Annotated in this window: 13 protein-coding genes; 12 read left to right on the forward strand and 1 reads right to left on the reverse strand. The window is 45.1% G+C overall.

Annotated features, from left to right (window positions below; genetic code table 11):
* Positions 1 to 179 precede the first annotated feature (179 nt).
* From hypF to hypE, 12 genes are all read left to right on the forward strand, one after another.
* Complete coding sequence (hypF, locus tag G6Q48_RS02590) at positions 180 to 2456, forward strand: carbamoyltransferase HypF (RefSeq protein ID WP_166264359.1); 2277 nt, start codon at positions 180 to 182, stop codon at positions 2454 to 2456.
* 609 nt (positions 2457 to 3065) lie between these two features.
* Positions 3066 to 4184 carry a hydrogenase 2 small subunit gene (gene hybO, locus G6Q48_RS02595; protein WP_102137882.1) on the forward strand — a complete coding sequence of 373 codons (1119 nt, stop codon included), beginning with the start codon at positions 3066 to 3068 and terminating at the stop codon, positions 4182 to 4184.
* A gap of 2 nt (positions 4185 to 4186) precedes the next feature.
* Entirely contained in the window at positions 4187 to 5173 is a 987-nt protein-coding gene (gene hybA / locus G6Q48_RS02600) for a hydrogenase 2 operon protein HybA (protein ID WP_094961065.1), read from the forward strand.
* On the forward strand, positions 5157 to 6344 hold the full coding sequence (gene hybB / locus G6Q48_RS02605; RefSeq protein ID WP_102137881.1) for a Ni/Fe-hydrogenase cytochrome b subunit: 1188 nt from the start codon (positions 5157 to 5159) through the stop codon (positions 6342 to 6344). The genes hybA and hybB overlap by 17 nt, the downstream gene beginning before the upstream one ends.
* Positions 6341 to 8044: a hydrogenase 2 large subunit gene (hybC, locus tag G6Q48_RS02610; protein ID WP_102137880.1), complete on the forward strand. Its 1704-nt coding sequence runs from the start codon at positions 6341 to 6343 to the stop codon at positions 8042 to 8044. The genes hybB and hybC overlap by 4 nt, the downstream gene beginning before the upstream one ends.
* A complete protein-coding gene (locus G6Q48_RS02615) occupies positions 8044 to 8541 on the forward strand; it encodes a HyaD/HybD family hydrogenase maturation endopeptidase (protein ID WP_166264361.1) in 498 nt (165 codons plus the stop codon). Before hybC ends, G6Q48_RS02615 begins: the two co-directional genes overlap by 1 nt.
* Positions 8531 to 9022 carry a hydrogenase-2 assembly chaperone gene (hybE, locus tag G6Q48_RS02620; RefSeq protein ID WP_166264363.1) on the forward strand — a complete coding sequence of 164 codons (492 nt, stop codon included), beginning with the start codon at positions 8531 to 8533 and terminating at the stop codon, positions 9020 to 9022. Before G6Q48_RS02615 ends, hybE begins: the two co-directional genes overlap by 11 nt.
* Positions 9015 to 9356: a hydrogenase maturation nickel metallochaperone HypA gene (gene hypA / locus G6Q48_RS02625; RefSeq protein ID WP_166264365.1), complete on the forward strand. Its 342-nt coding sequence runs from the start codon at positions 9015 to 9017 to the stop codon at positions 9354 to 9356. Before hybE ends, hypA begins: the two co-directional genes overlap by 8 nt.
* Positions 9357 to 9446: 90 nt before the next feature.
* Complete coding sequence (gene hypB, locus G6Q48_RS02630) at positions 9447 to 10481, forward strand: hydrogenase nickel incorporation protein HypB (RefSeq protein ID WP_166264367.1); 1035 nt, start codon at positions 9447 to 9449, stop codon at positions 10479 to 10481.
* A complete protein-coding gene (hybG, locus tag G6Q48_RS02635; protein WP_004257928.1) occupies positions 10472 to 10768 on the forward strand; it encodes a hydrogenase maturation factor HybG in 297 nt (98 codons plus the stop codon). Before hypB ends, hybG begins: the two co-directional genes overlap by 10 nt.
* Positions 10752 to 11864: a hydrogenase formation protein HypD gene (gene hypD, locus G6Q48_RS02640; protein WP_102137875.1), complete on the forward strand. Its 1113-nt coding sequence runs from the start codon at positions 10752 to 10754 to the stop codon at positions 11862 to 11864. Before hybG ends, hypD begins: the two co-directional genes overlap by 17 nt.
* Positions 11865 to 12881, forward strand: coding sequence for a hydrogenase expression/formation protein HypE (gene hypE, locus G6Q48_RS02645; RefSeq protein WP_166264369.1), 1017 nt, complete (start codon positions 11865 to 11867; stop codon positions 12879 to 12881).
* 42 nt (positions 12882 to 12923) lie between these two features.
* Here hypE and ureG read toward each other — a convergent pair whose 3' ends face one another.
* On the reverse strand, positions 12924 to 13541 hold the full coding sequence (gene ureG, locus G6Q48_RS02650; protein WP_004908472.1) for an urease accessory protein UreG: 618 nt from the start codon (positions 13539 to 13541) through the stop codon (positions 12924 to 12926).

Raw genomic sequence — 13541 nt, forward strand, 5'->3', positions numbered from 1 at the left:
TATCAGCGATTAAACTGATAAATTCACTGTTATTGTTAAAATAGCCACAAGAATTGCTTTGTGGCTATTTCTATTGAGCGAGTATTGTTAATGTGTTTTTCATATTTTATTGATCTCAAGTGAAGTTTTTTTTATGTCTTCGCGGGAAAATATCCTCAGTGTATTAAGAGGGTGCACGAGTGAAAAACGGTATACAGTTACGCATCAAAGGGAAAGTGCAAGGTGTAGGTTTTCGCCCCTATGTTTGGCAATTAGCGCATCAATGCCAACTTTTAGGTGATGTGTGTAATGATGCTGAAGGGGTGCTGATTCGTTTATGTACTGATTCGGATCCCACTGAATTTACTCAGTTATTGTACCAACACTGTCCACCGTTAGCCCATATAGAAAGTATTGAACTGCAACCTTTTCAATGGGATAAATTACCCGACGCATTTACTATTCGCCGTAGTGGCGAAGGTAAAATGGATACTCAAGTCATCCCAGATGCTGCTACTTGTGATGCATGCCAACAAGAGCTTTTTGCTCCATCGAATCGACGTTTTCATTACCCGTTCACAAACTGCACGCATTGCGGCCCTCGCTTCACGATTATTCGTCGTATGCCTTATGATAGGCCCAATACTGCAATGGCCGATTTTCCTTTGTGTCCTAATTGCTTAGTGGAATATCAATCCCCCGCAGATAGGCGTTTTCACGCACAACCCAATGCCTGTGCGGTGTGTGGTCCTGAAATTAAATTGTGCGACCCATCAGGAAAAATGATCGCAAATAAAGAGAATGCATTAGTCTTGGCAGTTCAGCAGTTATTGGCCGGGAAAATTGTTGCTATTAAAGGGATTGGCGGTTTTCATCTTGCTTGTGATGCAAGTAGTGATGAGGCGGTAGAAGCTTTACGAGGGCGTAAATGCCGCCCAACCAAGCCGCTGGCGGTTATGATCCCATCACTGAATTGGTTAGAGCAGCACAATATGCCGCTGAGTGATGGCTTACGTGCATTATTAAAAAGCTCTGCCGCTCCGATAGTATTGATTAAAAATTGGAAAAACCCTGTATTAAGCCAATATATTGCGCCAAATCTAGCGGAAATCGGTGTTATGTTGCCTTCTAACCCATTGCAACACCTATTGATGGCACAAGTTAATCGCCCATTAGTGATGACGTCAGGAAATGCATCAGGGAAGCCCCCTGTGTTGAGCGAGCAAGCTGCGCTGGTTGATTTAGCCAATATCGCCGATGTTTGGCTCACTCATAACCGCGATATTGTCCAACGTGCAGATGACTCATTGGTGCGTTATCATGATGGACAAGCGGAAATGCTCCGCCGTGCACGGGGCTATGTCCCTGATGCGATTGATTTACCTGAAGGGTTTGAAAATTCCCCATCAATACTGGCTTTAGGGGCTGATCTTAAAAATACCTTTTGTTTATTGCGAGACAAAAGTGCAGTCATGAGCCAACACCTAGGCGACCTTGATGATATGGATATTTTTGAGCAATATCAGTCTGCGATTGCATTATTTGAATCTATTTATCGTTTTACGCCAACCGCTATAGTCTCTGATATGCATCCTAATTATGTGAGTACGCGCTATGGCGAGGCGTTATCACAGCAATTACGGATCCCATTGATAAAAGTGCAGCATCATCATGCACATATTGCTGCGGTAATGGCTGAGCATGGTTTGCCATTAAATGGAAGTAAAGTCATTGGGTTAGCTTTGGATGGTTTGGGGTATGGGGATGACCACCGGCTATGGGGAGGTGAATGCTTACTAGTGGATTATAAATCCAGTCAATATCTAGGAGGCTTGCCCCCAGTTGCACTGCCGGGAGGGGAATTAGCTTCTCGGCAGCCATGGCGTAATTTCCTTGCGCATTGTTTACAATTTGTTCCCCAGTGGCAAAAGCAAGAGAGCGCCGCTTATTTAATGTCATTTCCTTGGCAAGGCTTACAAAAGGCGATTGAGAAAGGAATTAATAGCCCAACGGCTTCATCTACTGGGCGGCTTTTTGATGCGGTTGCTGCAGCGTTAGGTATTTGTACGGCACAAACCAGTTGGGAAGGAGAGGCTGCTTGCCAACTGGAAGCGATTGCCATGAAATCACCCGTGAGCGTACATCCGGTCACTATGCCATTAGTGGATCAACAATTAGATTTACATACATTTTGGCAACAATGGATAGCGTACTGTGCGCCTAAACCACAACGGGCACATGCCTTTCATGTGGCATTAGCGCAAGGTTTTGCTGAGCTAGCACGGAAGTCAGCGAATCAATATGGTACTAAGACAATTGTTTTGTCAGGTGGCGTGACCCATAACCAATTATTGAGAAAACTATTAGTGAATAACCTATCTGAGTTCGATGTGCTATATGCAAAACAATTTCCCATGGGAGATGGTGGGCTATCATTGGGGCAAGTCGCTATCGCTTCTGCGATGTTGAAAAATTAATCTATTACTAATGGGCAGTATTATATTTATAGGGTTGTATACCGACCTGTTTTTTCAGCTTTTCATTTTAATAGATTATATTTTATTTTTGATATTGATTCTTATTTAACATATTTGTTTTTATATTAATGATTGGGTTGTTATTAATACACCTATTCCGCTTAATTAATTATATTAAGACAATGAGTTTAAGTATCACAATGAAAAATAAATGCTTTTTTATTTTAAATGATGTGATGTATAACGCAGTATTGAAAATAAAATCTATTTATTTATATTTTAATTTTTGTTTCAGTACGGGTTACTGAATCGATTTTTCTAGCAAATATATAAAAAAAATAAAATTTCTTGTTGCCTTTTGATGAAGATCAAATGATTTAGGAGCGGTAGGAATAGGATCTTATTTTATATTTATACATCAGGTTACTTAAATAAGAATTTATTTCATTAGAGTTAGTTTTGTTTGCTTCTTAAATAGATAAATACAAGCAAAAAGCGTATTCATCATTTGTGCATAGGGCTTTGTGGTATTTATAACTTTAAGATAATAAACAAAAATTCTCTCCTAGTGAATAGGTTTTAAGCCACCCATAATAATAGGAAAAAAGAATGATAGGAGATAACTCTATTATTTCTTCGCATGGCATTAACCGCCGTGATTTTATGAAGTTATGTACAGCACTGGCTGCGACAATGGGATTAAGCGGGAAGGCTGCTGCCCAAATTGCGGAATCTATTAGTGACCCAGCTCGACCTCCTGTCATTTGGATTGGCGCCCAAGAGTGTACGGGGTGTACGGAATCTTTGCTGTGTTCAACCCATCCAACTTTGGAAAATTTAATTCTCGATACCATCTCATTGGAATACCACGAGGTGTTGTCTGCCGCCTTTGGTGAGCAAGTTGAGCAAAATAAACATGATGCAATTGAAAAGTACAAAGGAAAATATGTTTTAGTTGTCGATGGTTCTATCCCATTGAAAGATGGTGGTATTTACTGCATGGTGGCGGGGAAACCGATTGTTGAGCATATTCGTGAAGTGGCTGAACACGCTGCGGCTGTGATTGCGATAGGTTCTTGCGCTTCGTGGGGCGGTGTTGCTGCGGCAGGTGATAACCCAACAGGAGCTGTGGGTTTAGATCAAGTCATTAAAGATAAAACCGTTATTAATATTCCAGGCTGCCCGCCTAATCCACACAACTTCCTTGCGACGGTCGCACACTTAATTACGTTTAATCGCCCACCAAAATTGGATAGCAAAAATCGCCCAATGTTCGCGTACGGTCGATTAATTCATGAACACTGTGAACGTCGCCCTCATTTTGATGCGGGCCGCTTCGCAAAAGAGTTCGGTGATGATGGCCATCGTGAAGGTTGGTGTTTATACCATTTAGGTTGTAAGGGACCTGAAACGTACGGTAACTGCTCCACATTGCAATTCTGTGATGTTGGCGGTGTCTGGCCTGTGGCAATTGGTCACCCTTGTTATGGCTGTAATGAAGAAAATGTAGGGTTCCATAAAGCTATCCACCAACTAGCAAGTGTTGAAAACCCAACACCACGTGTGGATAAACCGGATGTGAATAACCGCGAAGGTGGCCAAATTTCATCTACAGCTGTGGGGTTAATTGGTGGTGTTGTCGGGTTAGTGGCTGGGGTTAGCGTGATGGCGGTACGTGAATTAGGTCGTCAAAAACGCCAACAAGATACTGACTCACGGGGAGAATAACCGTGAATAGACGAAATTTTCTTAAACTCTCCGCTGGGGGAGCATTACTTGCGGGAAGTTCACCCAGCTTGGCGGGGCCTGAAAACCGCCCGCCAATTCCTAATTCTTTGGGGATGCTATATGACTCGACCCTGTGTATTGGGTGTCAGGCGTGCGTGACAAAATGCCAAGATATTAACCACCCAGAACGTAACCCGGTCGGGGAACAAACTTGGTCAAATAATGACAAACTCACCCCTTATACCAACAATATTATTCAGGTTTGGAGCAGTGGAACAGGCGTTCATAAAGACCAAGAAAAAGACGGTTATGCCTACATTAAAAAGCAATGCATGCATTGTGTTGACCCTAATTGCGTGTCGGTTTGCCCTGTTCAAGCGCTGAAAAAAGACCCAAAAACCGGCATTGTTCATTACGATGCCAGCGTATGTACTGGTTGCCGTTATTGCATGGTGGCGTGTCCATTTAATATCCCGAAATATGCCTACGATGACAAATTTGGTGCAATTCATAAGTGCGAGTTATGCAACCAAAAAGGTGTCGAACGTTTAGACAAGGGCGGTTTGCCCGGTTGTGTCGAAGTTTGCCCAACGGGCGCAGTAATTTTCGGGACGCGTGAAGAATTACTCGCGGAAGCCAAAAAACGCTTAACACTCAAAGTGGGGGATGAGTACGGCTACCCAAGACAAACCTTACACAGCAATGACCCAAATGTGATTAAAGTGCCGAAATATGAGTCCCATGTTTATGGCGAACTTGAAGGCGGTGGTACACAAGTCATTGTTCTTTCCGGTGTGCCATATCAAAACCTTGGGCTACCTGAATTGGAGCAGTTGTCCACAGGGGCGCGTTCTGAATATGTGCAGCACACGCTTTACAAAGGCATGGTACTGCCATTGGCCGCGTTGGCAGGGCTGAGTTTCTTGGTGTATCGCAATACCAAGAATGACAAACACGAAGGAGATGACTCAAATGACGACGCATCATAAAGAGCAGCCGCTAGGCGGGCGTTTAGTCAGTTGGCCAATCATGGTCTTTGGGCCCTTAGTGCTGATTTGTGTCATCTTGATAGTTAAACGCTTGGTCTTCGGCTTAGGCTCAGTTTCTGACCTAAATGGTGGCTATCCTTGGGGGATCTGGATTGCTTTTGACTTGCTGATTGGAACCGGTTTTGCTTGTGGCGGTTGGGCGCTGGCTTGGGCGGTGTATGTATTTAACCGCGGTGAATATCACCCGTTAGTGCGCCCTGCATTATTAGCCAGTTTGTTCGGGTACTCTCTCGGTGGCTTGTCTATCACTATTGACGTAGGTCGTTACTGGAACTTGCCTTATTTCTACATCCCCGGTTTCTTTAACACCAACTCAGTGCTGTTTGAAACCGCAGTGTGTATGACGATTTATATCGGTGTGATGGCATTGGAATTTGCCCCTGCACTGTGTGAGCGCTTTGGTTGGAAGGTTTCGTTAAAGCGACTGAATAAAGCGATGTTTTTTATTATTGCTCTTGGCGCATTACTGCCGATGATGCACCAATCGTCTATGGGTTCATTGATGATTTCGGCGGGGTATAAAGTCCACCCTATTTGGCAAAGTTATGAAATGCTGCCACTACTCTCATTACTGACTGCATTCATTATGGGCTTTTCCATCGTCATTTTCGAAGGGTCATTACTCCAAGCCGCGTTGCGGGGGCAAGGCGCTGATGAACGGCCGCTGTTTGTTCGTATCACTCGGATCTTGCAGGTATTGTTAGTGCTGTTCTTGGTCTGCCGTTTCGGTGAACTAATTTATCGGGGCAAGTTGCACCATATCTTCAATACCGATTTCTACGCCATGATGTTCTGGATAGAAACCGCATTAATGGTTTTCCCATTGATTATTTTCCGCATGCCATCATTGAGAAATGATTCACGATGGTTATATGCAAGCGGTTTGAGCATGTTGATTGGGGCTGCCATGTGGCGGATGAGCTATTCCCTCGTTGCATTCAACCCAGGGGGCGGATATGACTATTTCCCAACAACAGAAGAACTTTTAATTTCAATAGGTTTTGTGGCAATAGAGGTATGCGCTTATATCTTATTGATCCGCTTATTACCTGTTATTCCAGCATTGAAAAAAACAACGATGAGCCATTCAGAGGCCCGAGGTAAAGCATGAGCCAACGTATAACAATAGACCCAGTCACTCGTATCGAAGGTCACTTACGTATTGATTGTGAAATTGAAGATGGAAAAGTCACCAAGGCTTGGGCTTCAGGCACGATGTGGCGTGGTATGGAAGAGATAGTCAAAGGGAAAGACCCCCGTGATGCATGGATGATTATGCAGCGCATTTGTGGGGTTTGTACCACGGTGCACGGTATTGTGTCGGTACGCACTATTGAAAGCGCTTTAAATATTGATGTGCCAGTGAATGCGCAGTATATCCGTAATATGATTTTAGCCGCGCACACCATTCAAGACCATATTGTCCATTTTTATCAATTATCTGCATTAGATTGGGTGGATATCACCTCTGCATTGAATGCAGACCCAAATAAAGCAGCAGAAATCTTGAACGGCGTTTCGACGTGGCCATTGAATAGCCCAGAAGAATTCACGCGAGTTCAAGATAAAATTAAAAAACTGGTTGCCAGTGGGCAATTGGGTATTTTTGCCAATGGGTATTGGGGGCACCCAGCGATGAAATTGTCGCCGGAGGTGAACTTAATCGCCGTAGCTCACTATTTACAAGCCCTTGAATGTCAGCGAGATGCCAACCGAATTGTAGCGTTATTAGGGGGGAAAACACCGCATATTCAAAACCTTGCCGTTGGTGGTGTCGCAAACCCTATTAACCTTGATGGTGTCGGGGTTCTGAACCTCGAGCGTTTGATGTATGTAAAATCCTTTATTGACCGTTTAGGGGATTTCATTGAGCAAGTGTATAAGATTGATGCCGCAGTGATTGCTGCGGGCTACCCTGAATGGCTCGAAGTCGGCCAAGGCGCAAAACATTACATGTGTATGCCTGAAATGCCAATGGACGGTAAAAATGGGAGTTTCCTATTACCGGGTGGTTATCTGGAAAACAGCGATTTTAGTACTTATCGCCCCATTACTAGCCATATGGATGAGTATTTGATCAACGGCATCAAAGAAAGTAGCAAACATGCATGGTACAAAGAAAATGAGCCACAGGCTCCATGGGAAGGCACCACCAACCCAGATTACACGGGCTGGGACGATGACGGTAAATACTCATGGGTAAAAGCCCCAACTTTTTATGATAAAACCGTCGAAGTCGGGCCGCTTGCTGACTTGTTGTGTAAATTAGCGGCAAAACATGAGCCGACAGAAAAACACTTTAATGATGTGGTAAACCTGTACCAAACACTGACAGGCAATACGATTAGTGTGGATCAACTGCATTCAACATTGGGCCGAATTATCGGACGTAGTGTTCGCTGCTGTGTGCTGAATGAAACTCTGTCTATTCAATGGCAAGCGCTGGTCGATAACATAGGAAAAGGCGATTACACCACCTTTGTAAAACCCGTATTCCCTGAAAATGCCACTATTAAAGGTGTTGGTTTTGGGGAAGTCCCACGTGGTTTATTGTCGCACTGGGTTGTGATCAAAGACGGTAAAATTGAAAATTACCAAGCGGTAGTGCCATCCACTTGGAACTCAGGCCCGCGTAACTTCAATGATGAGCCAGGCCCTTATGAGCAAGCATTGGTAGGAACTCCTGTCGCTGATCCCGCTAAACCCCTTGAAGTGGTGCGAACCATTCACTCATTTGACCCTTGTATGTCTTGTGCTGTGCACATTGTTGACCCAGAAGGTGGCGAAGTCACTAAGGTTAAGGTGCTGTAATGCGTATTTTAGTTTTAGGTGTTGGCAATATATTGCTGAGCGATGAAGGGATTGGGGTACGCATCGTTGAGGCTTTAGAGCAGCGCTATCACCTGCCTGAATGCGTGGAAGTGCTAGATGGTGGAACGGCGGGAATGGAATTGATTGGCCCGATGGCAGATAGAGACCATTTGATCATTGCTGATGTTGTGTTATCGAGCCAGCAGGCTGGCTCGATTTTAGTCTTGCGCGATGACGAAGTTCCTGCACTGTTTACGCGTAAAATCTCCCCGCATCAACTCGGTTTATCAGATGTGCTATCCGCTTTGCATTTAACCGATGAATTCCCACAGCGGCTAACATTAGTTGGCGTTGTGCCTGGATCCCTCGAACCGCATATCGGTTTGACGGCAATAGGGCAGGCCGCTTTAGAGCCAGCTTTACAAAAGGTTATTGAGGTTTTGCGAAGCGAAGGCTTGGAAATCATAGCGAAAGAAGAGAGTTTGCATGCCGGATGACATCTTAGGTTATGAAACTAACCCTCGGCCTCTAGTTGAGGCCGCATTTACGCGAGTTGCTGAACAATCGATGCATGATTTGTCATTTTTGCATCCGGCTATGCCTGTGCACGCCAGTGAGTTTGCTCTGTTTGAAGGGCAATGGGTGGGCGTGGTGATCACGCCTTGGATGCTCAGCGCGATTATTCTACCGGGGCCTGAACAATACTGGCCTCGTCGCGTGGTCGGTGACAAGGTTGGGCTAATCCTCCCCTATGGTGAAATGACGTATACCGTGGGGGAATTAGACGGCTTGACCCAATATTTTGCTTGCTCATTAATGTCGCCATTAGAAAAGAAACTGACACCAGAACAAGGTATTCACCTAACGGATGATTGCCAGCGAATATTGTTATCGCTTCCAGTGAGTGACCCAAATATTCCTCAAGCACCTGAACGTAGAGCATTGTTTGCCCGCCACTTAAGGGGGCAGGATGCATGAGGTTTCGTTATGCCAAAGTACGATAGAAATTATTGAACAGCAGGCGAAAAAAAATGCAGTTAACCGAGTCACCGCTGTTTGGCTTGAAATCGGTGCGCTCTCTTGTGTTGAAGAGAGTGCCTTTCGCTTCAGTTTTGACGTCGTTTGTCGTGGGACGGTTGCAGAAGGCTGCCAGCTCCACATTATTTACCAGCCCGCACAAGCATGGTGTTGGGATTGCAGTGAAATAGTGGAAATAGATAGCCACCAATCGGTTTGTCCATGCTGTCAGGGGTTGAATCTGAAAGTGGAAAGTGGGGAGCGTTTACGCATCAAAGAGTTGGAAGTGGAATAGCTTTTTGAGGTGAGCTTGAGGTGTATCAACCAGACTCTATGGATTATGTATTAATCTAATTTAACAATTTAGCTGTTGGGAGTGAAACTTATGTGCAGTACTTGTGGATGTGCATCGGGAGAGCGCAAAATCGAGGGTGATGACCATCACGGCCATGCTCACGACCACCATCACGATCATCATCACGACCATGACCACCATCACGGCCATGATCACGACCATCACCATGATCATGAACCTCACGGGCAAACGGTGATCATTCATCACCATTACTATCATCAAGGTGATGTTCACAACCACTATCACCAATATGAACCCGCACCTGCTGAAAGCAAATCTAAAAAGCATAAACACAAACATAAGCACAAACATATTTACCAAACCGCAGAGGCAAGTTTTAAACCGGCTGGCGAACATCATGACCTTGATTATGGACACGGTGAAGCGGGTACCCATGCACCGGGGATCAGCCAAAAACGCATGCTACAAATCGAGATGGATGTATTAGATAAAAATAACCATCTGGCAGAGCATAACCGTGAAGATTTTAACCAGAAGAATATTTTAGCGCTAAACCTCGTTTCTAGCCCCGGTTCAGGGAAAACCACGTTGTTAACAGAAACGTTGTTAAGGCTGCGTGACAAAATCAATTGTGCAGTGATTGAAGGTGACCAACAAACTACCAATGATGCACAGCGGATCCGCGAAACGGGTGTGCCTGCGATTCAAGTGAATACAGGAAAAGGCTGCCACCTAGATGCACAAATGGTGCACGATGCAACAGCGCGTTTAGAGTTAGCCGATAACAGCTTATTATTTATTGAAAATGTGGGGAATTTAGTTTGTCCTGCTAGCTTTGATTTGGGCGAGCGCCATAAAGTGGCGGTGCTGTCGGTCACGGAAGGGGAAGATAAACCCCTCAAATACCCACATATGTTTGCGGCAGCAGATATCATGTTATTGAATAAAATTGACTTATTGCCATACCTGAATTTTGATGTCGAAGCCTGTATTGCTAATGCCAAACAGGTGAATCCCAATATCCAAGTTATCCAAGTGTCTGCGACATGCGGCGAAGGGATGGATGCATGGCTGGCATGGTTGGAGACACAGCTATGTGCTTAGGTATTCCGGGCAAAATAGTTGCCGTTGGTGAAGACATTCACCAACTCGCTCAAGTGGATGTTTGTGGTGTAAAACGCGATGTGAATATTGGCCTCATTTGTGAAGGAGAAACCGCTGATTTATTAGGCCAATGGGTATTGGTACACGTCGGTTTTGCCATGAGTATCATCAATGAAGAAGAAGCGCAATCCACTTTGGATGCGTTAACCGCGATGAGCCAGCTAGACCACGAGGTCAGCGATTTTAGTGGTTTAAATGCAGGAGCGGCAGATGCAGTACGTCGATGAATTTCGCGACCCTGTTCTTGCAAAAGCGCTGTTGGCGCATATTCATCAACGGGTGAATGAAATACCCCAAGCGAAACGACGCCCATTACAACTCATGGAAGTCTGTGGTGGCCATACCCACGCGATTTTTAAGTTTGGTATTGACCAGTTATTACCCGCTGAAATTGAGTTTGTTCATGGGCCGGGTTGCCCTGTTTGTGTATTACCAATGGGACGCATTGATGGCTGTATCGAAATTGCGCAGCGCCCAGAGGTTATTTTTTGTACTTATGGCGATGCAATGCGTGTGCCGGGGGAAAAGGGGTCTTTACTCGACGCCAAACGCAATGGGGCGGATGTCCGTATCGTTTATTCACCGTTAGATGCTTTGGCATTGGCAGAGCAGCACCCTCATCGGCAAGTGGTTTTCTTTGGCTTAGGCTTTGAAACCACAATGCCGAGTACGGCAATTACCTTGCAGCAGGCGAAGCGACGCCAATTAGCAAATTTTAGTGTATTTTGCCAGCACATTACGATCATTCCCACCTTGCGTAGCTTACTTGAGCAACCGGATGTCCGTATTGACGGTTTTTTAGCACCGGGACACGTGAGTATGGTGATCGGGGCGCATCCCTACCAATTTATTACCGAAGACTTTCATAAACCCTTGGTGGTCACAGGGTTCGAACCCTTAGATATTTTGCAGTCATTAGCCATGTTAGTTGACCAAATCGCTGATGGCCGTTGTGAGGTAGAAAACCAATATAAACGTGTTGTGGCCGATGAAGGTAACCTGTTGGCAATGAAGGCGTTAGAAGAAGTTTTTGAACTCAAACAAACCAGCGAATGGCGTGGATTGGGGGAAATTGCAGGTTCAGGGGTTCAATTAACTCAAGCTTATCAGTTTTTTGATGCCGAGAAGCGTTTTCAGGTACAACCTCATAAAGTGGCGGATGACCCGCTAGCTCGTTGTGGCGAAGTATTAACAGGGCGCTGCAAACCCAACGAATGTACGTTGTTTGGGCGCCGTTGTACGCCACAAACCGCTTTTGGTGCACTGATGGTTTCTTCTGAAGGCGCCTGTGCAGCTTATTACCAATATCGTCGGGAGGTATAAATGAGTAATCATGTGGTGACGATGGCACATGGTAGTGGTGGGCAGGCTATGCAGCAATTGATTGAACAGTTGTTCTTGCAGGCATTTGCTAACCCAGCGTTGAATGAGCGGGAAGACCAAGCTCGGCTAGCACTGGCGGAAATGACCGCATTGGGCGACCGTTTAGCATTCAGTACTGACAGTTATGTTATCGACCCAATTTTTTTCCCGGGCGGTAATATTGGAAAACTGGCTGTATGCGGTACAGTGAATGACGTCGCAGTCAGTGGTGCGATACCCAAGTATCTTTCTTGCGGCTTTATTTTGGAAGAAGGTTTTCCACTTTCTGAACTTACTTTAATTGTGGAATCGATGGCTGCAACGGCAGCAGCGGCTGGCGTGGCTATTGTGACAGGTGATACTAAAGTAGTACAGCGCGGTGCGGCAGACAAAATTTTTATCAATACAGCAGGTATTGGCGTGATCCCGACCAATATTCAGTGGGGAGCTCAGCATATTCAAGTGGGGGATAAAGTGATTGTCAGTGGTACGTTGGGCGACCACGGAGCAACTATTTTAAACCAACGCGAACAGCTCGGGTTAGAAGCAGAACTTTGCAGTGATTGTGCAGTATTAACACCATTAATCGCCCCGTTACGTGAAATTGGCGGCGTTCGAGCATTACGAGACGCAACTCGTGGTGGTGTAACGGCAATACTACATGAATTTGCCCAAGCCAGCGGCTATGGAATTGCTGTTAATGAAGGCGATTTACCTGTCTCTTCTGCGGTTAGGGGCGTATGCGAGCTATTGGGTTTAGAGCCGTTAAACTTTGCGAATGAAGGCAAATTAGTGATTGTGGTGAAACCTGAAGCGGAAAATGCAGTCCTTGCTGCACTACACCAACACCCATTAGGGAAAGATGCAGCCACGATTGGCTGTGTGACTGAGCAAAAACAAGTCAAATTAGTTGGGATCTTCGGTACATCAAGGTTATTAGATTTACCCCACAGTGAGCCTTTACCGCGCATTTGTTAATTGGGCACCCTATAGATAAAACCTATAGGGTGAACAAATGTATTAACGTCTTAACATGCCTTTATCGATAATAAACTCGATAATGGTTTCTAAGCCGACTTTTTTCTTTAAGTTCGTAAACACATAGGGTTTCACTGGGCGCATTCTTGCTGTATCCGCTTCCATGACTTCTAATGAAGCCCCGACATACGGTGCAAGGTCGATTTTATTAATCACCAGTAAATCGGAATGCGTGATCCCCGGGCCGCCTTTACGTGGGATTTTTTCCCCTTCAGCGACATCAATCACATAAATGGTTAAGTCTGCCAGTTCTGGGCTAAATGTCGCACTGAGATTATCGCCACCGCTTTCCACGAATACGATATCGAGGTTTTTATGGCGCATGGCGAGCTCTTCAACTGCGGCTAAATTCATTGATGCATCTTCACGAATAGCCGTGTGAGGGCAGCCACCAGTTTCAACACCAATAATGCGGTCTGCATCTAATGCTTCGGCACGGGTTAAAATTTTGGCATCTTCTTGGGTGTAAATATCATTGGTGACAACGGCAATTTGGTAAGTGTCGCGCATGGCTTTACATAACACTTCTAATAATGCAGTTTTTCCTGAGCCAACCGGCCCACCGACACCAATTCTTAAGGGTTGATTATATTCTTGCAT

Source organism: Providencia sp. M-27, from assembly GCF_011077905.1.
GTDB lineage: Bacteria > Pseudomonadota > Gammaproteobacteria > Enterobacterales > Enterobacteriaceae > Providencia > Providencia huaxiensis.

Bases quoted from the DNA above. Each gene is read 5' to 3' on its own strand.
- hybO (WP_102137882.1), top strand. From the start codon at position 3,066: ATGATAGGAGATAACTCTATTATTTCTTCGCATGGCATTAACCGCCGT.
- hybB (WP_102137881.1), top strand. From the start codon at position 5,157: ATGACGACGCATCATAAAGAGCAGCCGCTAGGCGGGCGTTTAGTCAGT.
- hybC (WP_102137880.1), top strand. From the start codon at position 6,341: ATGAGCCAACGTATAACAATAGACCCAGTCACTCGTATCGAAGGTCAC.
- G6Q48_RS02615 (WP_166264361.1), top strand. From the start codon at position 8,044: ATGCGTATTTTAGTTTTAGGTGTTGGCAATATATTGCTGAGCGATGAA.
- hybE (WP_166264363.1), top strand. From the start codon at position 8,531: ATGCCGGATGACATCTTAGGTTATGAAACTAACCCTCGGCCTCTAGTT.
- hypA (WP_166264365.1), top strand. From the start codon at position 9,015: ATGCATGAGGTTTCGTTATGCCAAAGTACGATAGAAATTATTGAACAG.
- hypB (WP_166264367.1), top strand. From the start codon at position 9,447: ATGTGCAGTACTTGTGGATGTGCATCGGGAGAGCGCAAAATCGAGGGT.
- hybG (WP_004257928.1), top strand. From the start codon at position 10,472: ATGTGCTTAGGTATTCCGGGCAAAATAGTTGCCGTTGGTGAAGACATT.
- hypD (WP_102137875.1), top strand. From the start codon at position 10,752: ATGCAGTACGTCGATGAATTTCGCGACCCTGTTCTTGCAAAAGCGCTG.
- hypE (WP_166264369.1), top strand. From the start codon at position 11,865: ATGAGTAATCATGTGGTGACGATGGCACATGGTAGTGGTGGGCAGGCT.
- ureG (WP_004908472.1), bottom strand. From the start codon at position 13,541: ATGCAAGAATATAATCAACCCTTAAGAATTGGTGTCGGTGGGCCGGTT.